The 26,245-nt window shown below is 40.7% G+C and carries 21 protein-coding genes and 1 pseudogene; 11 read left to right on the top strand and 11 right to left on the bottom strand.

Annotated elements, in window-relative coordinates; all coding sequences use genetic code 11:
* Both ispA and dxs read left to right on the top strand, forming a co-directional pair.
* Positions 1 to 882 (top strand): (2E,6E)-farnesyl diphosphate synthase, encoded by an 882-nt coding sequence (gene ispA / locus ACRWP9_RS08700; RefSeq protein WP_434928765.1) that lies wholly within the window; start codon positions 1 to 3, stop codon positions 880 to 882.
* A gap of 18 nt (positions 883 to 900) precedes the next feature.
* Positions 901 to 2,766 carry a 1-deoxy-D-xylulose-5-phosphate synthase gene (gene dxs, locus ACRWP9_RS08695; protein ID WP_434928764.1) on the top strand — a complete coding sequence of 622 codons (1,866 nt, stop codon included), beginning with the start codon at positions 901 to 903 and terminating at the stop codon, positions 2,764 to 2,766.
* 130 nt (positions 2,767 to 2,896) lie between these two features.
* On the opposite strand, the gene grpE is transcribed toward dxs, so the two are convergent.
* The gene (gene grpE, locus ACRWP9_RS08690) at positions 2,897 to 3,511 is read right to left on the bottom strand and encodes a nucleotide exchange factor GrpE (protein ID WP_226410422.1); all 615 of its coding nucleotides are present in this window, start codon (positions 3,509 to 3,511) and stop codon (positions 2,897 to 2,899) included.
* Between the two features lie 157 nt (positions 3,512 to 3,668).
* On the opposite strand from grpE, the gene nadK reads away from it, so the two are divergent.
* The 3 genes from nadK to ACRWP9_RS08675 all read left to right on the top strand — a co-directional run bounded on the left by nadK (position 3,669) and on the right by ACRWP9_RS08675 (position 9,466).
* On the top strand, positions 3,669 to 4,547 hold the full coding sequence (nadK, locus tag ACRWP9_RS08685) for an NAD(+) kinase (protein ID WP_434928763.1): 879 nt from the start codon (positions 3,669 to 3,671) through the stop codon (positions 4,545 to 4,547).
* A 364-nt stretch (positions 4,548 to 4,911) separates the two neighbouring features.
* Entirely contained in the window at positions 4,912 to 6,567 is a 1,656-nt protein-coding gene (locus ACRWP9_RS08680; RefSeq protein WP_434928762.1) for an L-lactate permease, read from the top strand.
* A 94-nt stretch (positions 6,568 to 6,661) separates the two neighbouring features.
* Complete coding sequence (locus tag ACRWP9_RS08675) at positions 6,662 to 9,466, top strand: FAD-binding and (Fe-S)-binding domain-containing protein (RefSeq protein WP_434928761.1); 2,805 nt, start codon at positions 6,662 to 6,664, stop codon at positions 9,464 to 9,466.
* Between the two features lie 158 nt (positions 9,467 to 9,624).
* Here the strand turns inward: ACRWP9_RS08675 and ACRWP9_RS08670 are convergent, their stop codons facing one another.
* Positions 9,625 to 10,683, bottom strand: coding sequence for a CobW family GTP-binding protein (locus ACRWP9_RS08670; protein ID WP_434928760.1), 1,059 nt, complete (start codon positions 10,681 to 10,683; stop codon positions 9,625 to 9,627).
* 36 nt (positions 10,684 to 10,719) lie between these two features.
* Complete coding sequence (locus ACRWP9_RS08665) at positions 10,720 to 12,027, bottom strand: DEAD/DEAH box helicase (RefSeq protein ID WP_434928759.1); 1,308 nt, start codon at positions 12,025 to 12,027, stop codon at positions 10,720 to 10,722.
* 214 nt (positions 12,028 to 12,241) lie between these two features.
* Here ACRWP9_RS08665 and ACRWP9_RS08660 point away from each other — a divergent pair, with 214 nt between their 5' ends.
* From ACRWP9_RS08660 to ACRWP9_RS08650, 3 genes are all read left to right on the top strand, one after another.
* Positions 12,242 to 12,877, top strand: coding sequence for a peptidylprolyl isomerase (locus ACRWP9_RS08660; protein ID WP_434928758.1), 636 nt, complete (start codon positions 12,242 to 12,244; stop codon positions 12,875 to 12,877).
* A gap of 360 nt (positions 12,878 to 13,237) precedes the next feature.
* Complete coding sequence (yiaY, locus tag ACRWP9_RS08655) at positions 13,238 to 14,386, top strand: L-threonine dehydrogenase (RefSeq protein ID WP_434928757.1); 1,149 nt, start codon at positions 13,238 to 13,240, stop codon at positions 14,384 to 14,386.
* Between the two features lie 229 nt (positions 14,387 to 14,615).
* The gene (locus tag ACRWP9_RS08650) at positions 14,616 to 14,981 is read left to right on the top strand and encodes a cytoplasmic protein (RefSeq protein ID WP_434928756.1); all 366 of its coding nucleotides are present in this window, start codon (positions 14,616 to 14,618) and stop codon (positions 14,979 to 14,981) included.
* 96 nt (positions 14,982 to 15,077) lie between these two features.
* Here ACRWP9_RS08650 and ACRWP9_RS08645 read toward each other — a convergent pair whose 3' ends face one another.
* The gene (locus ACRWP9_RS08645) at positions 15,078 to 16,211 is read right to left on the bottom strand and encodes a response regulator (protein WP_434928755.1); all 1,134 of its coding nucleotides are present in this window, start codon (positions 16,209 to 16,211) and stop codon (positions 15,078 to 15,080) included.
* Between the two features lie 51 nt (positions 16,212 to 16,262).
* Entirely contained in the window at positions 16,263 to 16,967 is a 705-nt protein-coding gene (locus ACRWP9_RS08640; RefSeq protein WP_434928978.1) for an MlaA family lipoprotein, read from the bottom strand.
* A gap of 358 nt (positions 16,968 to 17,325) precedes the next feature.
* Here ACRWP9_RS08640 and ACRWP9_RS08635 point away from each other — a divergent pair, with 358 nt between their 5' ends.
* From ACRWP9_RS08635 to ACRWP9_RS08625, 3 genes are all read left to right on the top strand, one after another.
* Positions 17,326 to 19,527 carry a hypothetical protein gene (locus ACRWP9_RS08635; RefSeq protein ID WP_434928754.1) on the top strand — a complete coding sequence of 734 codons (2,202 nt, stop codon included), beginning with the start codon at positions 17,326 to 17,328 and terminating at the stop codon, positions 19,525 to 19,527.
* Between the two features lie 45 nt (positions 19,528 to 19,572).
* Positions 19,573 to 19,890, top strand: coding sequence for an EscU/YscU/HrcU family type III secretion system export apparatus switch protein (locus tag ACRWP9_RS08630; RefSeq protein ID WP_226410434.1), 318 nt, complete (start codon positions 19,573 to 19,575; stop codon positions 19,888 to 19,890).
* A gap of 115 nt (positions 19,891 to 20,005) precedes the next feature.
* Positions 20,006 to 21,343, top strand: a complete 1,338-nt coding sequence (locus ACRWP9_RS08625) for an RsmB/NOP family class I SAM-dependent RNA methyltransferase (RefSeq protein ID WP_434928753.1) — start codon at positions 20,006 to 20,008, stop codon at positions 21,341 to 21,343.
* A gap of 62 nt (positions 21,344 to 21,405) precedes the next feature.
* On the opposite strand, the gene ACRWP9_RS08620 is transcribed toward ACRWP9_RS08625, so the two are convergent.
* The 6 genes and pseudogenes from ACRWP9_RS08620 to ACRWP9_RS08595 all read right to left on the bottom strand — a co-directional run bounded on the left by ACRWP9_RS08620 (position 21,406) and on the right by ACRWP9_RS08595 (position 26,238).
* Positions 21,406 to 21,804 (bottom strand): DUF2802 domain-containing protein, encoded by a 399-nt coding sequence (locus ACRWP9_RS08620; RefSeq protein ID WP_434928752.1) that lies wholly within the window; start codon positions 21,802 to 21,804, stop codon positions 21,406 to 21,408.
* A gap of 77 nt (positions 21,805 to 21,881) precedes the next feature.
* A complete protein-coding gene (locus ACRWP9_RS08615) occupies positions 21,882 to 22,376 on the bottom strand; it encodes a chemotaxis protein CheW (protein ID WP_226410437.1) in 495 nt (164 codons plus the stop codon).
* Positions 22,377 to 22,378: 2 nt separating this feature from the next.
* Positions 22,379 to 23,692 (bottom strand): chemotaxis protein CheW, encoded by a 1,314-nt coding sequence (locus ACRWP9_RS08610; protein ID WP_434928751.1) that lies wholly within the window; start codon positions 23,690 to 23,692, stop codon positions 22,379 to 22,381.
* Positions 23,676 to 24,471 (bottom strand): annotated as a pseudogene (locus ACRWP9_RS08605) (ParA family protein). Before ACRWP9_RS08605 ends, ACRWP9_RS08610 begins: the two are co-directional and overlap by 17 nt.
* A 44-nt stretch (positions 24,472 to 24,515) precedes the next feature.
* Positions 24,516 to 25,022, bottom strand: coding sequence for a membrane anchored protein in chemotaxis locus (locus ACRWP9_RS08600; protein WP_434928750.1), 507 nt, complete (start codon positions 25,020 to 25,022; stop codon positions 24,516 to 24,518).
* On the bottom strand, positions 25,015 to 26,238 hold the full coding sequence (locus ACRWP9_RS08595; RefSeq protein WP_434928749.1) for a protein-glutamate methylesterase/protein-glutamine glutaminase: 1,224 nt from the start codon (positions 26,236 to 26,238) through the stop codon (positions 25,015 to 25,017). Before ACRWP9_RS08595 ends, ACRWP9_RS08600 begins: the two co-directional genes overlap by 8 nt.
* Positions 26,239 to 26,245 lie beyond the last annotated feature (7 nt).

The raw sequence follows: 26,245 nt of genomic DNA, 5'->3' as shown, positions 1-26,245 counted from the left end.
GTGCTAACTGATGCAATAAAGACTTATCAACAAAGAGTTGATCAAGTATTAAGCCAAAAATTAACTGACCTTGATAACGCTGCACCAAAATTAAAAGCGGCCATGACCCATGGTGCGTTATTAGGTGGTAAGCGTATCAGACCTTTTTTGGTTTACAGTATAGGACAAATGTTAAATGTCCCGCTAAAGGTATTAGATAATTTAGCCGCTGCCATTGAATGTATTCATGCATATTCGCTTATCCATGATGACTTACCAGCAATGGATAATGATAGTCTTCGCCGTGGCCAACCTACTGTTCATATTGCTTTTGATGAAGCCAGCGCAATATTAGCAGGTGACGCATTACAAACTCTGGCATTCGATATTATCAGTGAGCCTATTGAGGGTTTAATGCCCGCTCAGCAACTAGCCATTGTTAAATCATTGGCAAAAGCCTCTGGTTATCAGGGGATGTGTGGTGGTCAGGCAATTGATCTTAGCGCCACAAATCAGCGTATTGAAATGGCGAGATTAACTGAGCTTCATAACAAAAAAACGGGTGCATTAATCTGCTGCGCAGTAGAAATGGCGTTGATTGCAGCCAATGCCCCCGATAATGAACATCAAGCCTTAATGGTTTACGCTGGTAAAATAGGTTTAGCCTTTCAAGTGCAAGACGATATATTAGATATCGTTGCTAGCACCGAAGAGTTAGGTAAACCACAAGGCAGTGACGAGCAATCAAATAAAAGTACCTTTCCTAAATTACTCGGTTTAGAAGGTGCCAAGCAGACATCACAGCAACTTGTTGATGATGCTCTATCAGAACTGACTAAATTGCCATACAATAGTCAGTTAATTGCAGACTTTGCCCGGTATATTATCGTGCGAAGAATATAATAAGACAGATATCTCACTATGAGTTTCGATAATTCTCAATATCCTGTGTTAGCAAAAGCTAACACCCCAGAAGAACTTAGACAGCTACCTCAGAGTTTATTGCCGCAGGTATCAGATGAGCTGCGCCAGTTTCTGTTGCAGTCGGTAGGTATGTCTAGCGGTCATTTTGCTTCTGGCTTAGGCACGGTTGAATTAACCGTAGCGCTTCATTATGTGTACGACACGCCTTTTGACCAATTGGTTTGGGATGTTGGCCATCAAGCTTATCCTCACAAAATTTTAACTGACCGCCGTAACCGCATGCACACTATTCGCCAAAAAAACGGTTTGCATCCTTTTCCATGGCGTGAAGAAAGTCATTACGATACCTTTAGTGTCGGTCATTCTGGTACCTCTGTCAGTGCAGCTTTAGGCATGGCAATTGCCGCCGAAAAAGAAAATAAAGGCCGTAAAGTTGTTGCTGTTATTGGTGATGGCGCAATGACAGGTGGTATGGTATTTGAAGCTTTAAATCATGCCGGTGACTTACGCAACGATATGTTAGTCGTGCTGAACGATAATGAAATGTCGATTTCAGAAAATGTTGGCGCACTTAATAATCACCTTGCTCAACTTATGTCTGGCCGCTTTTACACGACTATCCGTGAAAGCAGTAAAAAAGTGCTTAAAGGCATGCCTGCTATCAAGGAAATAGCTAAGAGAACAGAAGAGCACCTAAAAGGCATGGTGGTTCCCGGGACTTTGTTTGAAGAACTAGGCTTTAATTACATCGGCCCTATTGATGGCCATGATGTTGATGCCTTAGTTGAAACAATGCGCAATATGCGTAGCCTAAAAGGGCCACAGATCCTGCACATCATGACTAAAAAAGGTCGTGGATATGAACCAGCAGAAAAAGATCCTATTGGCTGGCACGCAGTGCCTAAGTTTGATCCTAGCCAGTTTAAAAAACCTGCAACTAAACCTGGTTTGCCGACATTTTCACAGGTGTTTGGTAAATGGCTATGTGATGTTGCTGAGCTTGACGATAAAGTGATGGGAATTACCCCTGCTATGCGTGAAGGTTCAGGCATGGTTGAGTTTTCACAACGTTTCCCTAAACAGTATTTTGATGCTGCTATTGCTGAGCAGCACGCAGTAACCTTAAGTGCTGGTATGGCAACCCAAGGCTTAAAGCCCGTTGTAGCCATATACTCTACCTTCTTACAACGTGGTTATGATCAACTCATTCACGATGTCGCATTACAACGCTTACCAGTGTTATTTGCCATTGACCGTGGTGGTATTGTCGGCGCAGATGGTCCGACCCATCAAGGCGCGTTTGATTTAAGCTTTATGCGTTGTATTCCCAACATGATAATCATGACCCCTTCTGATGAAAATGAATGTCGTCAGATGCTGTACACCGGCTATTGCTATCAGGACGGTCCTACTGCGGTGCGTTACCCAAGAGGTTGTGCAACAGGTGCTGAACAAGTTGAAGAAATGACCCAATTGCCTATCGGCAAAGGCGTAATGAAGCGCCACGGCAAAAAAATTGCTATCGTTAATTTTGGTACAACATTAGAAGCCGCCTTAATTGCTGCTGAAACATTAGATGCTTCAGTTGCCGATATGCGCTTTGTGAAACCGTTAGATATTGAGCTACTGACAGAACTGGCAAACAACCATGATGTGATTGTCACAGTTGAAGAGAACGCGATAATGGGCGGCGCAGGTAGTGGCGTGATGGAAGCGTTACAACAACTTAAAATCATTATGCCTGTGCTTCAAATAGGTCTACCGGATGAGTTTATTAAACACGGCGCTCCAGATGAAATTATCAGTGAACTGAAATTAGATACCAAAGGTATTGAGCAGCAAATTAGAGACTATTTAGCTTAGTTGATATCAACGTAGCTAAAATAACTTCTTAATCTAAACCAACTAAAAAAACGCATAAAAAAAGGGCTGAATTATCAGCCCTTTTTAATCGATTACTTTTGGAAAGGTAGAAGGCTACCGTTCTAAGTGATTATGCTTGAGTATCTACACCTGGACCGCCTTGCGATACCATCACCATAGCTGGACGTAATAAACGGTCATTTAAAATATAACCTTTTTGCATCACTAACATCACGGTGTTCTCTGGATACTCTGCACTTGGCTGCATACCAATAGCTTGGTGATGTGCAGGATTAAACGTCTCGCCTAATGGGCTAAGCTGTACCACGCCAAATTTCTCAACTGTACTTAAGAAACCTTTCATGGTTAATTCAACACCTTCATAAATCGCTTTAGTGGCCTCATCAGCTGGCGAGGTACCTTGTAACGCTCTATCCATGTTGTCGATAACCGGTAAAAGCTCATTAGCAAATTTTTCTAAGGCAAACTTACGCGCTTGTTCTACATCTTTTGCAGTACGTGTACGAATATTTTGTATCTCAGCTGCCGCACGCACTTCAACTTCTTTGCGATCAGCGAGTGCTGCTTCAGACTCTGCTAATAGTTGCTCTAATTCTTCAATGCGGAAGTTAGCCTGGGTTAACTCATCCATTAAGCTTGCTTCACCAGCTTCAATGACGGTACCTTCTTCCACTTGATCTTGGGTATCGATATCTTGTGGATCGTAGTTTGACTCGTTGCTCATTTTCACTCCAGCTAAAAAATGCGATATTTTCGAAAATCTGACAGAAACATGTCAGAAGAAGATTAATTATCATGCTTCTGACACTTTTAATTAGTTTGGGTATATTATGGGGATCAATTTCAGCGTTTCAAGGCTTTTAAGCCCAACAAATATCAATATGAGCAAAAAGTTTAATACTATCGGCCTTATCGGTAAGCCGCATCATCATGGCACAAACTTAACCTTGAAGCGTTTGCATCATTGGTTATCAGTGCAAGGCTACCAAGTTATTGTTGAGTCCCGTGTCTCAGCAGAACTGGGTAATGATATTTCATCCATGGACTTACTCGAGATGGGGGCACATTGTGATCTCGCCATTGTGGTCGGCGGTGATGGAAATATGCTAGGTGCAGCAAGGGTGTTAGCCCGTTTTGATGTTGCTGTCATTGGCGTTAACCGGGGTAATTTAGGGTTCTTAACCGATTTGCCTCCAGATAATTTTGAAGATACCTTGTCTGATGTACTTGATGGTGAATTTGAAACTGAATACCGCTTTTTATTAGAGGCTGAAGTACATCGCCATGGCAAAATAACCTCAAGTAATACTGCGGTTAATGAAGCGGTATTACACCCTGGTAAAATTGCTCACATGATCCAATTCGAAGTCTACATAGACGAGCAGTTTATGTACAGCCAACGCGCGGATGGCATGATTGTATCAACACCAACAGGGTCTACTGCTTATTCATTGTCAGCAGGTGGTGCTATTTTAACGCCTAATTTACAAGCACTCATTCTAGTGCCTATGTTTCCTCACACCCTTTCTTGTCGCCCTATTGTGGTTGATGCTTGTAGCACGATCAAATTAGTAGTGTCACCTGAGAATGGTGAAAATCTTGAAGTCAGTTGTGACGGCCACGTTCACTTAGCCGTGTTGCCTGGTGATGAAATTATTATTCGCCGCTCAAGTGAACAATTAAGACTAATCCATCCTAAAGGCCATAATTACTTCCACGTATTGCGCAATAAACTGGGCTGGGGCAGCAAGCTGTTTTAATCACTTAATGCTCACGCTCGATCTCTTCAACTTCCTATCAAGGTGATATATAGCGTTTTTTATCACCTTGAATGCTCATCTCGTGAGTGAGTTCACATTCATAATCGCTAATATTAAGTAAAATCATCCTTCATTCGCTGAACACTTAAACGGTGATATTAATCACATACTTAAATGAGTGAAATCGATCTATGTCCCAATGTTTGGATGGTAAGTAATAGTTACGTTTTAAAATGATCTTGATCAAGTATTGAAGTCACAAAATACAGTCTATTACATCTACCTTTTGTTACATCGAAGTAATAGAAATATAACAAACAACAATAAGACCTAAACTAACAACCTTACAAATAAAGAGGTGAGCATGACTACGTTACAGCTAATCGCTAGCTTAACGCCCATTATCAGCGTTATGGTGTTCCTTGTTTTACTTAAGCTCCCTGCGTCTAAAGCTATGCCCATTTCAATGGTCGCGACAGGATTAGCGGCTATCTTTATTTGGCAAATGGACACTAGAATGCTGGCTGCCTCGATTGTAGAAGGATTATTATCAGCCCTCACACCCCTCACCATTATTTTTGGCGCAGTGTTTTTACTCAATACGCTTAAATATTCTGGCGCCATGGACACTATTCGAGCCGGCTTTACCAGTATCAGTGCAGATGCGCGAGTACAGGTTATTATTATCTGTTGGCTATTTGGCTCGTTCATTGAAGGTTCGGCTGGTTTTGGTACACCCGCAGCCATTGGCGCACCATTACTAGTTTTATTAGGTGTGCCGCCTATTGCGGCCGCTGTAGTGGCATTAATTGCCGACTCGACCTCGGTATCATTTGGCGCAATTGGTTTGCCTGTATTATTTGGTATGGAACAAGGTCTAATACAAAATGGCGTGTCCATGGCAACCGAACAAATTACAGCCCATGGCGGTAACTTTGCTAATTATGCTCAGTTTATTGCCATGCACATTATCACTATTGATTTAATTACGGGCTCATTAATTCCCTTAGTGGTTGTCTGTGTGTTAACTGGCTTTTTTGGTAAGAACAAATCATTTAAAGAAGGGTTACAAATCTGGAAATTTGCACTGCTAGCAGGTTTCGCTTTCACCATTCCGGCATGGTTAATTAATTACCTTGCCGGTCCTGAATTCCCCTCGGTTATTGGTGCGTTAATTGGCATGGCAGTGGTTATTCCGGTCGCTCAAAAAGGCTGGTTACTTCCAATAACGCCCTGGAATGACTTTGCAGACAATGAGCAACTATCACAGGATATCACCACTGAAGATAAGCCTGTAGAAGCTAGGTTTTCGCAAATTGCAGCCTGGTCGCCATATATTATTATGGCCGCATTGTTAGTGCTTTCCAGAATAGTAACCCCATTTAAAACTTGGTTAACAGGATTCAATATCAGCTGGACGGGGTTGTTAGGTACCGAGCTAAAAGCCAGCTTTGCCACATTTTATGCGCCGGGGATTTTCTTTATTCTAGTGTGTGTTGTAGGATTTATATTATTCAGAATGAAACCAAAAGCCATTAAACAATCTATCACGGTATCTTGCGGCTCAATGTTACCCACCATCATCTCACTCGGCGCATCTGTGCCTATGGTTAAAATATTCTTAAACTCAGGTGCAAACTCTGCAGGCCTGCAATCTATGCCGGTAGCATTAGCAGATTTACTTGCCAATACTATGGGCTCAGTTTGGGCTTGGGTATCGCCCATTGTTGGTATTTTTGGTGCATTTCTTTCCGGTTCAGCCACTTTCTCCAACATGATGTTTTCAGGCTTACAGTACTCTGTTGCCGATAATATTGGAATGAGCCATGCGCTGGCCTTAGCACTGCAAGGCATTGGTGCTAATGCAGGTAACATGATGTGTGTGATGAACGTTGTTGCAGCGGCAACCGTGGTGGGAATGGCAGGACGTGAGTCTGAAATTATTCGTAAAACAATGCCTATATCATTAGGTTATGCGCTTGTTGCTGGCACCATTGCTGTCATTTGGGGTGGTTTCTAAGCTTAATGACCTGTTCTCAATGTCGCAAGTCACTGAAGTTTACTGTTGATGGTTTATTACTGTGATTTGCTGCTGAATTAATAAGAGAAATATTATGACGATTGATTATCAAACCATCATGCAAGAGTTAACGCTACAACTAGGCGAAAAAGCGGTCAGCAATGACCCGACTCGTCGCTTTGCGTGGTCTACAGATGCTAGTTATTTTCGTATCGTACCTGAAATCGTTGTTCATGCTAATGAACTTGAACAAGTTAAAATAACCCTTAAAATTGCACGCAAACATAATGCACCAGTTACCTACAGGGCAGCAGGCACCAGCTTATCAGGCCAAGCAATTGGTGAAGGTATTTTATTAATACTCGGCCATGACGGCTTTCGCACCATTAATATCAGTGCAGATAGAAGTCAAATAACCTTAGGTTGCGCGGTTATAGGTGCAGATGCGAATGCGGCATTAAAACCATTTAACAAAAAAATTGGTCCTGACCCTGCCACTCTTGCGGCGGCTAAAATTGGTGGTATTGTATCCAATAACGCTTCTGGGATGTGTTGTGGAACCGCTCAAAATAGTTATCAAACGATTTCGTCAGTGAAATTATTGTTTGCAGATGGAACCGAATTAGACACGGGTTGTGAACAATCTAAATCTGCATTCGCACTAAGTCATCCAGGTATATTAGAAGCTTTATCATCTTTAGCTAAAATGACCCAAAATAATTCGGCTTTGGCTGCGCGAATTCGTAAAAAGTTCTCGATTAAAAATACCACTGGATACAGCATCAATGCGCTAGTCGACTTTAATGACCCTTTTGATTTAATCAACCACCTCATTGTGGGTGCAGAAGGAACATTAGCCTTTGTCAACGAAGTGACTTATCACACAGTAGAAGAAGCCCTTTTTAAAGCTTCTGCTATGGCCGTGTTTTTCAGCATGGAAGATGCTGCAAGTGCCGTTCCACCGATGAAGGGGGACAGCGTAGCTGCGGTTGAATTACTCGACTGGGCATCGATTAAATCTGTTATGGGTAAGCCTGGTATGCCTACCTGGTTAAATCAATTACCTCAAGGCGCGGCGATATTATTAATTGAGTGCCGAGCAAACAATAAAACAACATTAGCCCAATATACCCAAGATGTGATTAACAAAATTGCCCATATTGAAACAGAACGCCCAATTGAATTCAGCAACGATCCTGCTGTATTTGCTCAATACTGGGCTATGCGTTCAGGTTTGTTCCCTATTATTGGTGGCGCACGCCCTAAAGGGACCTCCGTTATTATTGAAGATGTAGCCTTTGAACTTGAGCATCTTGCCGCCGCCGCGGCCGATCTAACTGCTTTATTTCATAAACACGGTTACCCTGAAGGGGTTATTTATGGTCATGCATTAGCGGGCAACTTCCATTTTATTATCACCCCCACCTTTTCATCTGAAACCGACACGCGCAATTTCCATGCATTTATGCAGGATGTCGCGGATATGGTGATCAATAAGTATGATGGTTCAATGAAGGCGGAACATGGGACTGGCCGTGCCGTCGCCCCTTTTGTTGAAATGGAATGGGGTGCTGATGCTTACACCATAATGAAGCAAATTAAACACATTTTTGATCCTCAAGGATTACTCAATCCTGGGGTGATTTTAAATGATGATGCAGAAATCCATGTCAAAAATATCAAACCTTGCCCTGTGGTTGATGATTTTATTGATAAATGTATTGAATGTGGATTTTGTGAAAAAACCTGCCCAACATCAGCGCTTAATTTTTCACCCCGCCAACGTATCGCCGTACTGCGTGAAATAGAAAGATTAACCGAATCCGGTGACAAGCAAGCGGCTGCAGAAATGCGCGCTAGCGCTAAATATGATGTTGTTGATACCTGTGCTGCTTGTCAGTTATGTACTATTGCCTGCCCTGTTGACAGCAGTATGGGGCAACTGGTGCGTAAACTGCGTACTCCTTATATCAGTACCACTGAACAAAAAGTATTAGATTTTCAAGCCAAACACTATGGCGCTGTGAATACCGTTATCAGCACAGGCTTTAATCTATTAGGCACTATTCATAAACTAACGGGTGATAGTGTTACCAACTCATTGATGAATGTCGGCCGCATGATCAGCAAAGAAGTGCCCTACTGGAATCCTGACTTCCCTAAAGGCGGCAATGTTGCTAAACCGTCAGCCCACATAATTGGTCAGCCAACTGTGGTTTACTTCCCAGCTTGTGGTGGGCGTACATTTGGCCCTACGCCAAAAGATCCTGACAGCCGCACCTTATCGGAAGTGGTTATGACTTTACTTGAACGAGCAGGCTATAACGTTGTTACGCCAAATAACACGCGTGAATTGTGTTGCGGCCAAATGTGGGAATCAAAGGGTGATTTCAAAAATGCTGACACTAAACGAGATGAGTTAATTGACTCCCTCAGCAAGCTCAGTGAGAACGGTAAAGTTCCTGTAGTGGTTGATGCATTATCTTGTACATATCGCACGCTCACGGGTAACCCCAAAGTCGATATTTTAGATCTTGTGCAGTTTATGCATGACAATATTTTACCTAAAGTGACTATCACTAAAAAAGCCAGTATTACGCTACACCAGGGCTGTAGTGCGCGTAAAATGAAACTTGAACCTGCCCTTCAGGCAATTGCTGATGCCTGTGCTCAGGATGTGATATTACCGGCTGGCATTGCCTGTTGTGGCTATGCGGGTGAAAAAGGTTTGTATAAGCCTGAAATTAACGCCAGTGCATTACGTAATATCAAAAATCTTATTCCTACTGAAGTTAAACAAGGTTACTACGCCAACAGAATGTGTGAAGTGGGGTTAACTCAACACAGTGGTATTTCGTATCGTCATTTAGCGTATTTACTTGAAGAGTGTAGCCGTTAGTTTCTATCACAACAGTTACGATACTCTTTATATGTTTACATAAAATAGGCCCGTCTGATGACGGGCCTATTTTTTAGCGACATAATTGTAAAATCGAATAATGAAATAGATATGTTAAATAATGCTACGCGCCATATAAATAAAGCGACTCATAATCGTTAACCACAACAGGCTAGTAAACCTAGCTGTAATGCTTGGGCATCTAATGAAGTTGTGGCAATAATCTCTAATCGTGAATCGTTCGCATCATCCAGTTCAGATAAATTCAACTGCGCATCGACCATATTGACCCCAAGAATACCTTCTCCGGTAATCATTACCGCTTTAAGGCGAAGTATTTCAGGTCGTTTAAATGTGTCAATCCAGGCCATTAATAAATCAAAATCAAATATTACGCTTGGGCTAATTAACCAACCCACACTGAAGCACCCTTCACCTTGGTTGATTTTACACACCACTTCACCCTCATTTAAAGCAGGTAGAGCGATCTCTTCAACTTGATTAAACCATAAAGTTGATTTTGCAGATAAGCCACTGTTTAACAAAGCATGTTGTGGCTTAATCTGTTTAATCGGCTTAATGGTTTTTTTATGGGGCTTATGCAAACTTTTTAGCAAAGTATCAATAAGTTGAGGTGAGCTAAAATGATCGGCTGCGGTAACAACATTAGGATTAATTCTCAGCTCGTCAAAATAGGCGGTTAACGCTTTAATATCAGATGATTGGTACAGTTCACTTTTACTGGCAACGATGACATCTGCTATTAACAATTGCTGAATATATATTTCATGCTGACGATAACGGTTATCGACAATTTTGCGAGCGTCAACCAAACATAAACAAGCCTGCAGATGAATAACTTGTTGATAATGTGGCTCACTCAAAGTGTTAATAATTTGCTGCGGGTGACCAATGCCGGTAGGTTCAATTAGTAACCTATCGGGTTTTGCCCGCTGAATAATTTGATTTATTGCCACTTGTATTGGTATGCCAGCGGCGCAACATAAACAGCCACCAGCAACCTCTTTAATCACCACACCATCTGTTGGCGAGCGATTAATTAACCCCGCATCAATACCAATTTCACCGAACTCATTGACCAGTACAGCCCAAACCTCGTTAGCTGGTTTATGCTTAAGTAACTGTTTAATTAGGCTGGTTTTACCTACGCCTAGAAAGCCGGTAATCACATTGGTATTGACGGGTTTTATGATCATATTTTGCTTATACTTCAGTTGTTTTTATTAACTCAGTTATTTCTTCTTACTGTATTTTCCATGGCGTTGTGGCTTAGCTGAGTCTTTATCAAATTGGCCTGAACGGTTATTACGATTTGGACGAGCATGCTTTTTAACTTGCTTTGTTTTGGTCGGATCTGACGCTAATTCACGATACCGAGCAGGAAGCGGCGCACCTTGCTCGTAGCCAGCAATGCTTGTTAATAGTAAAGGTTGTTGAATAACCGCCTCAATAGCCTCAAGGCATTCCTGCTCTTGCGGGCTGACTAGCGAAATGGCCTCGCCAGCTAAACCGGCACGACCAGTACGGCCTATTCGGTGAACATAATCTTCAGGCTCTTCAGGTAGTTCAAAGTTAATCACCCGCGGTAAGGCTTGTATGTCTAACCCTCGGGCGGCTAAATCGGTTGCCACTAATACACGTAACTTACCAGACTTAAATTCTTCAAGGGCTTTATTACGTGCGCCTTGAGATTTATCACCATGAAATACGGCACTTTTAATGCCGTCTAATGACAATTCTTTTTGAAGATGATCAGCGGTTTCTTTACGGCTGGTAAACACCATCACTTGCTGCCAATTATGCTTGCCGATAAGTTCCGATAATAATTCAGCCTTTCGGCGTTGATCGACTTGATAGGCCAGCTGAGTGACTGTGGCAGCTGTCGTTGTGGTTGCCACATTAATGTGCTCAGGTGAAATAAGCATATCATCGGCTAACAATTTAATTTCATCAGAAAAAGTCGCTGAAAACATCATCGTCTGGTGATCGCGATTAATAAGCCGCTTCACTTTTTCAATGTCTTTAACAAAACCTAAATCAAGCATACGGTCAGCTTCATCAATGACTAAATATTTTACCGATGCAAGTGATAAGTCATGCTGACCGACAATATCAAAAAGACGGCCTGGGGTAGCCACTAAAATATTTACCCCTTGGCTTATTGCTGTGAGCTGCGGGCGAATACTGGCACCACCATAAACAGCGACACTTTTAATTGGCAAAAACTGACTAAATTGTACAATATTCTGTTCAATTTGAATCGCGAGTTCACGCGTTGGCGTCATGATTAATACCGTAAGCGGATTAGCATCTAAGCCATCTTCATTGTCAAAGCTATCATCTGCTGAGGTAATCATTTCAATTAACGGTAATGCAAATGCCGCTGTCTTACCTGTACCTGTTTCAGCATTCGCCAGAATATCTTTACCTGCCTGGATTTTGGGGATCACCGCCAGTTGAATTGGCGTTGGGGTCACATAACCAATAGCGGTCAGTGCTCGTTGAATTTCAGGCTTTAATCCTAGCGATAAAAAAGACATAACAGGCTCTATAGAGTAAAAGAATTAGCAATCGCACATTATATACTGGATTGACCCGAAAACTTATAAAAAACGGTAATTTCACTAAGGTTTGTCGATCATAATTCAAACATATCGAGTAACATTTTGTATCAATCAGACAATTTTTGGTTGATACAATGGCCTAAAACAGCAACTATGTCGCAAAACTTATAACAACTTTATAAAGGAATATATGAAAGCTTATTTATTAGCAGCAGCTTTAATCAGTTTAACTGCCTGTGGTGGTTCAGACTCATCACCACAAACGCCAACGCCCCCACCAACTCCGACGCCAACTCCTTCGCCTGAGTTAGCGATTAATGTGTGTTATTTGGTAGACACCACCATGGGCGAATTCACCTTAGGAATTGATAACACTAACATGCCTATTACTGCTGCTAACTTTAGCCGTTATGTTGACGAAAAATTTTATGATGGCACTCTATTTCATCGTATTGCCAATAACTTTGTAAACCAAGGTGGTGGTTTTACACCCGGCATGAATGTAAAGTCGACTTATGACCCAATAAAAAATGAATCGAGTGTTGGGCTTAAAAATGATCGCGGCACTATAGCGATGGCACGCACCCAAGTATTAGATTCAGCTACCAGTCAGTTCTTTATTAACATTCATGATAACGATAACTTAAACTACCCTAGCCAGGGCGGTTATGCGGTATTTGGTATGGTAGTTGCTGGCATGGAAGTGGTTGATATTATGAATGCGGTTAATACTCAATCAGTACAAAAAGATGGTGTCACCTTTACCAATGTCCCTGTAGAGGAAATTATCGTTAATTCAATCAGTGAAACAAACTGTCCAGGGTAATACTCAATTCACCTGGCTACTTACTTACTTTCGGTTAATCGTAAAAGTAGCCTCTCCCCTTGGTAATATCGCTATTCAAACTTCAATGAATAGCGATATATTTTGCCTTTTAATCAGTAAACACGGTTAATAAAATAACGAATGTAAATAACAGCCAAGAACACTAAAAAAGGTGTAAGCGCACCTTTTTTAGCATTTCATGATAGAAGTCATATCACATTTTATTCAATACTTTCGTCCTAGTAACAAAACTACTCCTTTTTAAGTATGATTCCGTGAAATATTTGATATCTCTCACAAATATTATCCACTGAGGTTGGTATGTTAACTACAGATAAAATAATCCGTAGAGGTAACACCATGGCGACAAAATTCTTTATTCCTAGTGTCAATATCCTAGGTAAAAACGGCGTTGAAGAAGCAGTAAAAGACATTAAAAGTTTAGGCTTTAAACACGCACTTATCGTTACAGATAAACCATTGGTAGCTATTGGTTTAGTCGCCAAGGTAGCCGATAAATTGCAAACCGAAAATATTCAAGTGTCAGTTTTTGATGGCGTTCAGCCTAACCCCACTACAGGCAACGTAGAAGCTGGATTGGCTTTGTTAACTAAAAACCAATGTGACTTTATTATCTCGCTTGGTGGTGGTTCACCACATGATTGCGCCAAGGGAATAGCATTAGTTGCCACCAATGGCGGCAGCATTAAAGATTATGAAGGCGTTGATATGTCATCTAAGCCTCAATTTCCTTTAGTCGCTATTAACACTACAGCAGGCACAGCAAGTGAAATGACACGTTTTTGTATTATCACCGATGAAGCACGTCATATCAAAATGGCTATTGTTGACAAAAATACCACTCCTATTTTATCGGTAAATGACCCCGAATTAATGCTCGAAAAACCTGCGGCATTAACCGCAGCAACAGGTATGGATGCATTAACACATGCTATTGAAGCATATGTCTCTATTGCCGCTAATCCGATTACTGATGCGTGTGCAATTAAAGCAATCGAATTAATTCGAGCAAATTTAATTAATGCAGTAAAAGAGGGTCACAATATTGATGCCCGTGAGCAAATGGCTTACGCCCAGTTTTTAGCCGGTATGGCATTCAACAATGCAAGCTTAGGGTATGTACATGCTATGGCGCACCAATTAGGGGGGTTCTATGACTTACCTCACGGAGTTTGTAATGCCATTTTATTACCCTATGTGCAAATTTATAACGCCAAAGTGGTACCGCAACGCTTAGCCGACGTGGCCAAAGCGATGGGAGAAGAGATCAGTGGTTTATCAGCTGAAGCAGCCGCCATGCTAGCCATTAGTGCAATTAAGCGCTTATCTGAAGCTGTCAACATTCCAGCGACACTTAGCGAGCTTGGCGTAAAAGCTGAAGATATTCCAACACTGGCAGAAAATGCATTAAAAGATGCCTGTGGTTTTACTAACCCACAACAGGCAAGCTTTGAAGAAATATGTCAAATTTATCAAGCTGCGTTGTAAAAGTTAACCGGTAAAACGATTAGTACCGTTTTCCAAAAATATCATTTCAATAAATAAAAAGCTCGCATATTTTGCGAGCTTTTTATTAGAAAAATTTTGTTTATCAACAGATGGTTAGTCAGTACATTAGTAAAAGCGAACCTAGATCTCAGTTCTGATAATAACGATTGACCACCATAGAATTTACGGTCTATGATAAATTATCTTATAAAGAAAAGGTGCACCTAAAATGACAGCGATAACTCATGTCCACAATTACACCGTTCGTTGCCCTCACTACCAACAAAATGACAAGCAAGCCTCTTGGCAGAATCATATCGAAGTTAACCATTCTTGCGAAATAGCCTTAGACAGAATCACTAAATGGCATAACAATGCTGGCAGTAAATTATTTGAAATAGACGGCATTACTATTCGTAAAGCTGATAAGGAAGAAGCTTACTTTGCGATGCAAAGTAGTCGCTTAAAAAATGATGGTCACGGTTTGGTAACCTTTAAAGTTTATTTAGATAATTGTTGCCAAGATGCTTCGGTAAACGACATTATGACTCATCTGATTAATGACTATATGCAACGCTGTGAAAAAATAAGCTAGTCAAATAACAGCCCACAATACAGTCAACAATAAAGGTTTAGTGTCACTACTAAACCTTTTTTATTACTTCAAAACCACAATAAATTTAGGTAATAACTATCCGCAGTTTAGCTGCATAAAGCCGCCTGCATGAGTGCTCTTATCAAAGGTTAAGCCTTTAAAATGATTATTAAGCAACGCTTGCTGATGTTCTTGAAAATGCGTACTAATACACAAATACTCACCAGTCGAAAGGTGACGGTGTTGCACGCTGGGGTTATCCCATAAAACAGAGCCTATTGGCTGACAATCTGGCAATGCTAAAGGCAATAAACCGGTGCTATTTCGCAAATAACATCTTAATCCTGCTCCTGCTCGCGCAATAACAGCATCATAACGCTTCAAGTCGATACTGATATAAACCATATTGGTAAAAATATGTAGCCCGGAACTCATTATCCGTGAGTTGAGATAATTAAGCATCTCAACGGGGTTAAGTAGCTCGCTACTTGTTCCAGTTCTAAAGCTTTTCAGTTTTTGATTAATAAAACTACGCAATAATACACATCCAAATGCGGCACTGTTATCTTCAGGTTGAAAATGAGCCATATACATCACAAGGTGATCATCACCGACCATAGTCGAATCAATAAAATAAGCACTGACATCGCTGTTTTTAAATAAACTGTAATCTATCGCAGCTTGCGGATATTGAATGTGAGAAGCGGGGAAAAGTTGTTGTTGCACATTTTTAGCGGCATGTGAGCTTTGCTCAAGTAACAATAAATTTTCATTTAATTCAAGATATGATAGCTCAGCTAATTGATGCTCAAATACATCTGTGGGGTCATATGTATTCTTTGCGGTTTGATTAACGGAGTGGTTTAATGCCTGTTGGATAGCCGCTTCAATAATAAATAAATCCGCCAAGGGTTTAACAAGATAATCGCACGCCCCTATCCGTAATGCTTCGACAACATCTGGCATTTCATCGTTACCAGAAATCACAATTACAGGCACATTTGGATTAATCACCATCATCTGCCTTATCATGGGTAAACCACCCAACTTAGGCATATTTAAATCAGCGATGACAATATCAAATGTTAACTCACTGAACAGCACTAAACCTTGATGCCCATTAGCAGCATATTTAACAACAGCCCCTTTGCTTTGCAAAAAGTCTGTCATTAACTGACTAAAAATAGGATCATCTTCAACAATTAAAACCGATATATCTGTCAGTGCCATGCTACAACTCCACAGATGAAAACCTGCCAGAGTCGTTATCTCTCTGGCTACTTACTCTAACTCATCCATATATTCATCTAACAGTTCATCATCCAGTTGATCTTGAGGCACATTACCATCATAAACTTTATAATCCATGTGCTGAAAATATGCTTCTTTTACAAATGTATAAGGGTCAAGAGCATTGTCTAGCAGTCTTTCTTGATCGATAGCGGATGCACGTGTGTGCAACCCTTTAAATGCCCACTTTAAAGCTGATTGCCATAAAGTAAACTCTGATAAAGGGAAGTATAGACCATCAACCCAGTCTGTCGCGAGTTCACGTGTCACATAAGGGCCTAAAAAGGGCGCCATAAAATACGGACCATTGGGTACACCGTAATATCCGAGCACTTCATTGAAGTCATCATCTTTACGCGCCATGCCCATCATTTCTGCAACATCAACAATGCCCAAAAGTCCTAAGGTGCTATTAATAGTGAATCGCCCACCAGCATTGGCTGACCAACCCCATTTACCTTGCAAGGCGTTGTTGACCATTGAGCTAGGCTCTTCAAAATTACGAACAAAATTATCTAAACCTGACTTTACCGGGTGAGGAACATAATCATTGTAACCATGTGCTACTGGGCGAAATAAATACTTATCGAAGTATAAGTAATTTAAATCCCACATCACGCGGTTAAATCCTTCAAATGGATCTCGGGGATCATTATGGATTACGGTAACTGAAGATACATTGTCGCCGACTTGCATTAAATCGGTATCAGGCTCACTAGCGGCAGCATTACTGACATTCAATAACAGGAAAGGAAGTAATATTCCCTTAGACTTATTCATAATACTCTCTTAAAAACACAGCGGATAAAGCTATAAACAAACTGCTATTTTGTCGTTTTTATTAAAGCAATGATTGTTCAAGTCGATAAATGCTGAGATAGTCAATCCCAGCGAACTACACAGGCTAACGAGTCATTAAAAATTGACTATGTACTCTAAAAAGCCATTAGGGCGCTAAGGATACTTCAGCAGACATTAATCGCAAACTCAAAATTGTAAAAATAAATGAAAATTGCATCTTTAGTTTTATAACAGAAACACCTAAGGCCATAACATGAAGGCGCCACACACAAGGTTACAACCAGCAGTAAGTTCTAGTTCTGATGGTAAAACTGAGCAAATAAATAAAGTCACTGGCTCTGCTAATCAGCATGCACAGGCGCCTGTAAATAAGTCTCAATCTTTGTTGGATGTCCCCTTACGTGCAAGTGTCAATAACTCTGCCTATGTTGTTGCAACTACATCAGCCTCAGCAACGACCAATACAGTGCCAACTCAATCGGCTTCGACACAAGGTGTAAGCACTCAACAGACGAGTTCAAACGGAACCAACAGCCCTATACTTGTCAGTGCAGACAAATCATTTATCTCGACCAATAATATCCAACCTGTGGTGATATCAACAACACAAAATAATAGTACGCCATCTCGAAATATGAACATCACCATTGCAAATCAGCAGTATCAATTTAACTTGACCGCAGAACTGCAAAAAATATTTCAAAACAGTGCTCAAATTGTTATTACTGCTGATGCGGCTAAAGAGGTTAACCAGCAACGAATAGCGGTCATTAATACATTAATGCAAACAGCCTCGCTAGATGGTGCACCTAAGTTGGCATCTTCATCTACATCTACATCTACATCTACATCTTCATCTATGCTTGCACCAAATCACCAAGTTCAAACTCAGTTGATATTATTAGCACAAGCCATTCAAATAAAATTACCGACAACTCTGATTGCACTGGCGGTTAAAAATGGCGTATCAACTGAACAACTGTCACAATTAGCATCTCGGCCCCAAGGTTATCCATTACCCAATGCGATAATTAATCAACAACAACTCAGCTTTGTTGATGGGCCAACAATAAAATTAGATCATGCTCATTTGGCAAAGGGGCAATACCTAGTCAATATTATGAACGTTAATCAGCGATTAGTGCTGACTCTTACCCCTGTGCAAGCCGAAGTAAAGGTGAGTTTAACGCCAATAACTCAAACGCAAGATAGCACAATAACAACCAAGCAAGACTCTATTGTGTTAAGTAAACCCGAACCTTCACAGCTGCTCAATCTACTATTTAAAAAGCTCGAAACCTCATTGTTAACAGAAAGGACACTCAGAAATAATCAACCAACAAGCGGACAAGCATCCCAATCTGAAACGGTCATTAAACAAGCTCTATCTGCAGATAGTTTAAGTATACAGAGCAAATCAGCGGCTGTTACAGAGACTATTGCTAGCTCAAAAATAGACATATTATCTGCGCAAAAAATGGCTAAAGACATTGCTGGAGCTTTCAGTCAAAACGCTTTAAATCAGAACGCTTTAAATTCAGGTTCAACTAAAACTCAATCACCATTAGAGATAAATAATCCAGCTTCTTCAAATACAGAAAAACCGACTTTAGGTCCCATTGAAGTGTTGCAAAAAGCACTGTCTAAAGCAGGTGCTATGCCCGTAATGACTAAAACCGCCAACCAATCACCTCAAAATTTAGCATTAGAGTTACTAAAGTTACTGCCACAATTAGCGCCTCAACCTATAACAACATTGACAGAACCAAATCAATTACTGGGTGAATTACACAGTATAACCGGATTAAATTTAGCGCAAACAGCACCTCCTTCTTCACAGTCTCAACTTTTTTCAGGTGGTGCTGTGTCAACATTATTTCAGTTATTGTTGGGCGTTAAAGCCCAAAATAGTGGCAAGCAAATCAGCGAAAAGCTACAAAACCACTTGCAGTTACTACAACGTTTAACCTCAGGAAAATCTTCAGCAAGTAGTGGGTTATTGGGCTTGCTTGAAAAAGCAGGAACCTTAGATAGCATGAGTCAGCTAGCCAATAGTTTTCAACTTTATCAGCAAGCCAGCAGCAGTGATCAAACCATAAATTGGTATTTTGCTTTACCCTATTCCCTCAATCAACGAAACGAACAATTTGAAGGGCACTTTCAAAAGGAACCTGATAAAGACACTGAAGATAAGGCGGGTTGGCGTTTACAGTTAAAATTTAATTTATCTCAAGGTGCTATTTTAATTATCGCGCACAAAAAAGCTGATGTTCTCAATTTACAATTTAAGGGTAATAACCAACAGCTATTAGATAAAATCTCCAATTTTGATAGCGCATTATCACAAAAGATGAGTCAAATTGGATTTACACCCGGCGAGTTTTCAACTCAAATAGCCAATATTCCAGCAACCCTGTTACCGGGTGATCATTTTTTGGTAAAAACACGCGCTTAATCGATTGGAGTTTGGAGTTTGGAGTTTGGAGTTTGGAGATAAAACATGCAAGAAAATGATCATAAAAACAAAGTAAAGCATGCTGTGGCCTTAAGTTTTGATGGTAAAAATGCTCCTAAAATAACTGCGTCAGGGAAAGATTTAGTTGCTGAGGAAATTATCTCACTGGCGAAAGAAGCAGGTGTTCATATTCATCAAGACCCTCATTTAAGCGAGTTTCTACAACTACTTGAAATAGGTGAAGAGGTTCCTAAAGAGCTTTATCTTTTAATTGCAGAGCTTATTGCCTTTGTCTATATGTTAGAGGGGAAATTCCCAGAGCAATGGAATAATTTGCATCAGCGTATCCTTACTGAAGTTTAATGACTGCCAGACACAGAGAGCAGGGATTTTGAAACTTTGTTCGCATGGTCAAATAGCTAAGTGACGTGGTAAACTTTATATTCATTCCCTATTCCAGCAATTGACACAAAAACTCATGACTGACTCTCCATTTACTATCAGCAAAGTGGCCACTTCTAGTGCTGAAAAACGCGCTATAAGTTATGCCAGTACTATTTTCAATTTATTTGACTCTGTACTGACAACTAAGCAACCAGCAGATCGCATCATAGCCAACTATTTTAGAGAACATAAAAAGCATGGTTCAAAAGATCGACGTGTGATCAGAGAGAGTTTGTTTAGTTTATTTCGTTGGTGGGGCTGGATCCAACAACTTGGCGAATACCAACAACAAGAAACTTTTTTTAGCATGTTAGCGAGTGCGGCACAATTAGAAAACCACTCATGGATTGATATTCGTGACGCTTGGTTAACATTTGGCAAGCATAGTCATTTAGCCAACCGACTGCCATCATCAGCATCAGATAATGTTATCGATAAACTTAGCCTATTTAAGCAATTCTCCCAACTAGATGACTGTACACTTGAACAGCTTTTACCCGCTTGGTTTTGGCAGCACTGTATTATAAACTCTGAGATCGAAAAGCAGGCTTTAATCCAAGCCATGAGTTCACGCCCGCCTATCTGGGCAAGAGCACAACAGGCTTCGACTCAAAATGTATTAAACCGATTGTCCCTGGACAATATTCAAGCTGTAGGTTCTGAGTATTTTAGTGACACAATCAATTTAGGCCATAACAGCGTTAATTTAAATCAAGTAGCCGCATACACCGAAGGCTTGCTTGAGATCCAAGACATTGCTTCACAGGTGATTGGTCAAACTTGCGATCCTAAGCCGGACAGTCAATGGTGGGACGCTTGCTCCGGTGCTGGCGGCAAGAGCCTTCAATTATTATCATTAATGCAACAGGCTGGTATTGAGGGGCATGTAACAGCTTCTGACATCAGATTAAATCCGCTTAATGAGCTACTAAAACGTGCTAAAAGAGCCAACTTTAAGCAAATAAGTATTTCCCCATGGAAAACCGAGCAGCTGCCGGTTAAGTCAGACTTTTTTGATGGTGTGTTAGTCGATGCACCTTGCAGCTGTACAGGGACTTGGCGTAGAAACCCAGACATGCGCTGGATAGATGATGTTAGTAGTATAGAAATGAAGCCTCAGCTGCAATTTGATATTCTTAAGCGTAGTGCTGATGCTGTAAAAGTAGGCGGGGAATTAGTCTACGCAACCTGCTCGCTTGCACAGGCAGAAAATCAACAGGTGGTGAATGCATTCTTACACAATAATGTTAACTTTGAACTGGTAATATTGACTCATCCTTTTGATGGTACACAAAGTAATATGATAACAGTTTGGCCACAACAGGCCGATAGTGATGGTATGTTTGTCGCAAAAATGCGCCGAATAAAATAGTCATTCTTGCTATTAAAACGAAAAAACCACTACAGTTGTAATGGTTTTTTTATTAAAAAAGGCTATTTTTTATGCAACCGCAGTAGTAATTCAACCTCAGCTTTAGGTAATTCACATTCCTGCATAAGCTCTTCAATACCAGCGCCAAGTGCAATCATCTTCACTGCACGCGAGTAAAGTTTAGCCTGCGGATCTTGTTGGCTTGCTTCATCAATAAGATCTGACTGTTTAGTCAATTTCTTCTCAATTTCAGCCACTTTTCGCCCCATGCCTATCGTACCACTGCGAAGCTCATTGAGTTCACGCTTCACAGCCTCTCTTTGACGATCGCTTTCTTTTACTAATAAAGTTAACGCTTCCACTTTGCTTTTTAACTTACTTGATTGTTGTTGCAAATAAAGCATTACACCTAAACAGGCAATGACATAGACCAAGGCTGCTATTAAAAATTCATCACCCATGTTTTACTCTCAAAAAACGCTTAAAACAAAAAGCCAGCATACTGAATGAGCTGGCCATTTGTCACTGAAAAGTTTATTTAAATATCAGTTAACTCTTCCCACTCTTCGTCAGATAACAGTTTATCGAGGTCTACTAAAATCAATAGTTCATTGTCGCGATTACTCACACCCTGGATAAACTTAGCACTTTCTTCGGTGCCCACGTTAGGTGCATTATCGATCTCAGAGCGGCGTAGATAAACAACCTCAGCAACACTGTCGACTAAAATACCAATAACTTGTTTTTCCGCTTCGATGATAACAATGCGTGTAGAATCATCTACATCAGCAGGCTGCAAACCAAAACGTGAACGGGTATCAATAACCGTCACTACATTGCCTCGCAGGTTAATAATTCCCAATACGTAATGCGGTGCACCTGGTACTGGAGCAATTTCAGTGTATCGTAATACTTCCTGAACTTGCATTACATTAATGCCATAGGTTTCATTATCTAATTTAAATGTAACCCACTGTAATACTGCATCGTCTGAACCTGCAGCTACAGCTGCTACACTTCTAGAATCACTCATAGTTAACCTCGGTCAATCGAATCCTGACAACCTAAACCTGCATCAAGCATGTCAATCAAAGCTTGTACATGCAATATGCCACACATTTGTTGTTTTACAACTCCGGCAAGCCACGGACGCTTACCCGGTTTCTCACGCCAATTGACGTGTGATTTATTAATCTTGACGGCATTGACTAGCGATTCACAAGCCAGTCCCCATCGACTATCGTCCAGCATCACCAGATACTGATAATCTATCGATTCAGCCATTTCAGGAGAATATTTCTCTGGCATCACCCAGGCACAAGTATCCACCACATTAATTTTTTGTTCTCGATAGGGCTGAACCCCTAAAAACCATTTAGGACGACCTATTAAATGGTTTATTCGTTCCACTTTTACAATACCACCTAAATTAACTAGGGGTACTGCTAATGTTAAGCCAGCAACATTAAAAAACAGTACTTGAAACTCATCATCAAGCACTTGCTGTAAATCGTGAGTGATACTCGGTGGTATTGCACCTAATTGTGTCTCAGGTACTACATCAAGTTTCTCTTCACTATTTATAATAGCTTCATTTACAGAACTTGGAGTTGTTTCTGTTAAATTTATATCGACTAAAGGCTTGATTTCTTTATTGGCATTTAGTGTTTTTTGTAATGAAAGTGGATCAACTGCAGCTTTTTTAATCGATTCCTCTATTGGCAGTCCTAAATTTTGTCTTACCTTATCTGCACTGGCCTTAATTTCCTGAGCTGTTATTGTCATTTTAGAAGAATCTGGCATAGCTTCAGTTTTGACGTCAGGTTTTACTTCAGGCTTTGAGACTGCCGACAATAACTTTTCAAGTGCTTGCTTATTAATACTCTCACTTGGTTCTGCAAAACTTCTTTCTAGAATCGAATTTAATGGCTGCTGATATTTAACTGCAGCATTTGGTTTATTTAACGCCTCAAAGGAAGTTTTAGAGTATTTATCATCGATTTGATCAACACCTATCGCATCCGCCGTATCCACTCTTTTTGAAATAAACCTCGTCTCAGATAGTTTTTCTGGTTCAGAAAGGTCTTTTGCAAAATGAGAGTCTGGTAAGGTTTTTATCTCTGCTGTGGACTTTTTAGTGATTAAATTTGAAACTAACTTGTCAGAACTTGTTCGACTTATTTTACCTTTTGATATCAGCCCTGTAGAGTCAGAATTCTCAGATGCAACAAATCCCTGCTTTGCATCATTCGATTGCGCAGTTTGTGTATCCTCAGTAGTGTCCGAAGTCGGCTCAGTGAGGAGCATTGTAAAATAATCAAAAACAGTTTCATCAACCGATTTTGACATGTGCTAACTCCCGCGAATCAAGGTAATTTAACAGTAAATTGTAGGCTTTTACTCCACGGCTAGATGGAGAATAATGCGATGCAGGTAAGTGCGCTAAACTGGCATCCCTAAACTTAGTATCTACGGGGATCACATTATCTGGCCATAGGTTTTTATTATATTTCTCTTGCATGTACGACAATGCTATCGGAGAAGCTTTTGTGCGTTTGTCATACATTGTCGGCACGACAGTATAGCTATACCGAGTCTTTTTTAGAACGCCCCATTAGCTCCATCGTTTTAATCATTCTGTCTAAACCTTTAATCGCCAAAAATTCAGTTTGAACAGGAATAACAATATGTTGGCTCGCCGCTAATGCATTAACCATCAATACACCTAAAACGGGTGGACAATCAATAATGGCAATATCATATTTATCTTCTAGTAACACGAGTAGATTACGTAACACCAGGCCCATACCTTCTTGATGCCCTAATGCTCGGTCTAATGTTGCTAATGCCATTGTTGCTGGCAGTAAATCAAGCCCCTCAAGTTGAGTTGGCATAATATATTGTTGGATAAATTCTGCGGTAAGCGACTTATGATTTACAAATACATCATAAAGCGAGCCTGGAACCTCTTCAGAATCAATGCCTAAGTAATAACCTAGTGAAGCATGAGGATCTGTATCTATCATTAAAACACGCTGCCCACGCTTAACTATAGCGCCAGCCAAACTTGCCACAGTTGTGGTTTTACCTACCCCACCCTTTTGATTTGCTACGGTCCAGACTTTCAAATATTCATTCCTCGGCCTGTTATTATGAGTGAGATTCTATCATGCTAGCGTTTTGATTCAGTTTCTTTAGGTAATTCACGTGTAGTTACTCTTATACCACCATGAGGTAAGCGAATAACTTTTACACCATCAGCATTTTCAGACACTAACACATCTGTCGGTGGATTATCGTGAACCATTTGAGTAGCTGAAGGCTCAGTTTTAGAGAACTCTGTTGCTATTTGTGGCCCTAATAACACACTTTGCTGGGGTGAGTTTTCACCGACATTCCCATAAGTGCTGCTCTTATCACGACCTGCAAACTCAATAATTGTTTCAGTTTGATCTGGATGTTGCGCTAACCAATTTGCAATATCAGCAGCTTGCTCATCAGGTACCATCAGTAACACTTGTGAAGCTGCCAACCTTTCTACATCTGCCTTTAAAAGATCATTTTTTTTAAGGGCGTCAAAATATAAACTCGACAGCGCGATTACCGCTAACATTAATAAAAAAAGCATTAAATTGATACCGACGCTGCCACGGTAATATTTAAAACCTTGACTAGCCACGGGAAGTCTCTTTTAAAATTGACTCAGCCATGTTGTCCAAGCTAATAGAGTGACTAGCAATGCCTGCTGAGGCAACAGCTTGTGGCATACCATATACAACACAACTTGCTTCATCTTGCGCCCAAATATTGGCACCAGCAGCTTTCAGCATTCTAGCCCCTTCACGTCCATCTGCGCCCATGCCTGTTAATACTACGGCTAAAATGTCTCCTCCATAGGCTTTAGATGCCGATGCGAAGGTAATATCTACGCAGGGTTTATAGTTCATGTCACTGTTTCCAGGGATAACTTTTAACCGACCTGATATACCCGCTTTTTCTACTAACATTTGCATACCACCCGGCGCTAAATATGCACAGCCAGGCTTAAGCACATCGCCACTTGCCGCTTCTTTTACACTAATCTGGCAAAGGCTATCTAAACGAGTAGCAAAAGCAGGTGTAAACGCCGCTGGCATATGTTGAATAAGTAAAATGGGATGCGGGTAATTTGCAGGGAATTGAGTTAACACCTTTTGCAAGGCTACTGGACCGCCTGTAGAAGTACCAATTAGCAATAATTTATATGATTTACCACTGGCACGGATAGAAGAAGGTAAGTTCGAGACTGTTGATGCATTACCTAATGTTGAGCCTAACGTCGTTCGTGTTGAAGTGTCAGCTGAAGAAGACGATAAGCTCCTACGAGAGGTTAACGAACTTGCCGCATTGGCACTATTTAAGTTTGTGTTGGATGAGCTTAAGCTGCCTGTAAGTGAACTAGAAGACCTATAAGCTGTAGGAGCAGATGGTGATATACGGCTAACAGGTCTAAACACCCTTCTACGCCCTAACGCTTTTATACGTTGTTGTAGCAGAAGTATCGCATCATCTTTATTTGTAGCAATATCTTCAAAACGTTTAGGTAAAAAATCAAGTGCCCCAGCTTCAAGTGCATCTAAAGTCGATTTAGCACCATCATGAGTTAATGATGAAAACATAAGAATAGGAACAGGGGTACTTGCCATAATCGCGCGAACAGCACTTATACCGTCCATCACTGGCATTTCAATATCCATAGTGATGACATTAGGGCTAAGTTCTGCCGCCATTTTAACAGCTTCTTCGCCATTGACAGCCACGCCCACAACTTCGAGTTCAGGATCTTGATTAACAATCTCACTGACTCGACGTCGAAAAAAGCTTGAGTCGTCAACAACTAATACTTTTATAGCCATTTCATTC

The organism is Shewanella sp. HL-SH2, assembly GCF_051164935.1.
Taxonomy (GTDB): Bacteria; Pseudomonadota; Gammaproteobacteria; order Enterobacterales; family Shewanellaceae; genus Shewanella; species Shewanella glacialimarina.
Note: the sequence above shows the minus strand (reverse complement) of the source record. Positions and strands in the feature narration are given on the sequence as shown.

What these genes read in the sequence shown, in the direction of transcription:
- dxs (WP_434928764.1), top strand. Translation starts at nt 901, where the DNA reads ATGAGTTTCGATAATTCTCAATATCCTGTGTTAGCAAAAGCTAACACC.
- grpE (WP_226410422.1), bottom strand. Translation starts at nt 3,511, where the DNA reads ATGAGCAACGAGTCAAACTACGATCCACAAGATATCGATACCCAAGAT.
- nadK (WP_434928763.1), top strand. Translation starts at nt 3,669, where the DNA reads ATGAGCAAAAAGTTTAATACTATCGGCCTTATCGGTAAGCCGCATCAT.
- ACRWP9_RS08680 (WP_434928762.1), top strand. Translation starts at nt 4,912, where the DNA reads ATGACTACGTTACAGCTAATCGCTAGCTTAACGCCCATTATCAGCGTT.
- ACRWP9_RS08675 (WP_434928761.1), top strand. Translation starts at nt 6,662, where the DNA reads ATGACGATTGATTATCAAACCATCATGCAAGAGTTAACGCTACAACTA.
- ACRWP9_RS08670 (WP_434928760.1), bottom strand. Translation starts at nt 10,683, where the DNA reads ATGATCATAAAACCCGTCAATACCAATGTGATTACCGGCTTTCTAGGC.
- ACRWP9_RS08665 (WP_434928759.1), bottom strand. Translation starts at nt 12,027, where the DNA reads ATGTCTTTTTTATCGCTAGGATTAAAGCCTGAAATTCAACGAGCACTG.
- ACRWP9_RS08660 (WP_434928758.1), top strand. Translation starts at nt 12,242, where the DNA reads ATGAAAGCTTATTTATTAGCAGCAGCTTTAATCAGTTTAACTGCCTGT.
- yiaY (WP_434928757.1), top strand. Translation starts at nt 13,238, where the DNA reads ATGGCGACAAAATTCTTTATTCCTAGTGTCAATATCCTAGGTAAAAAC.
- ACRWP9_RS08650 (WP_434928756.1), top strand. Translation starts at nt 14,616, where the DNA reads ATGACAGCGATAACTCATGTCCACAATTACACCGTTCGTTGCCCTCAC.
- ACRWP9_RS08645 (WP_434928755.1), bottom strand. Translation starts at nt 16,211, where the DNA reads ATGGCACTGACAGATATATCGGTTTTAATTGTTGAAGATGATCCTATT.
- ACRWP9_RS08640 (WP_434928978.1), bottom strand. Translation starts at nt 16,967, where the DNA reads ATGCAAGTCGGCGACAATGTATCTTCAGTTACCGTAATCCATAATGAT.
- ACRWP9_RS08635 (WP_434928754.1), top strand. Translation starts at nt 17,326, where the DNA reads ATGAAGGCGCCACACACAAGGTTACAACCAGCAGTAAGTTCTAGTTCT.
- ACRWP9_RS08630 (WP_226410434.1), top strand. Translation starts at nt 19,573, where the DNA reads ATGCAAGAAAATGATCATAAAAACAAAGTAAAGCATGCTGTGGCCTTA.
- ACRWP9_RS08625 (WP_434928753.1), top strand. Translation starts at nt 20,006, where the DNA reads ATGACTGACTCTCCATTTACTATCAGCAAAGTGGCCACTTCTAGTGCT.
- ACRWP9_RS08620 (WP_434928752.1), bottom strand. Translation starts at nt 21,804, where the DNA reads ATGGGTGATGAATTTTTAATAGCAGCCTTGGTCTATGTCATTGCCTGT.
- ACRWP9_RS08615 (WP_226410437.1), bottom strand. Translation starts at nt 22,376, where the DNA reads ATGAGTGATTCTAGAAGTGTAGCAGCTGTAGCTGCAGGTTCAGACGAT.
- ACRWP9_RS08610 (WP_434928751.1), bottom strand. Translation starts at nt 23,692, where the DNA reads ATGTCAAAATCGGTTGATGAAACTGTTTTTGATTATTTTACAATGCTC.
- ACRWP9_RS08595 (WP_434928749.1), bottom strand. Translation starts at nt 26,238, where the DNA reads ATGGCTATAAAAGTATTAGTTGTTGACGACTCAAGCTTTTTTCGACGT.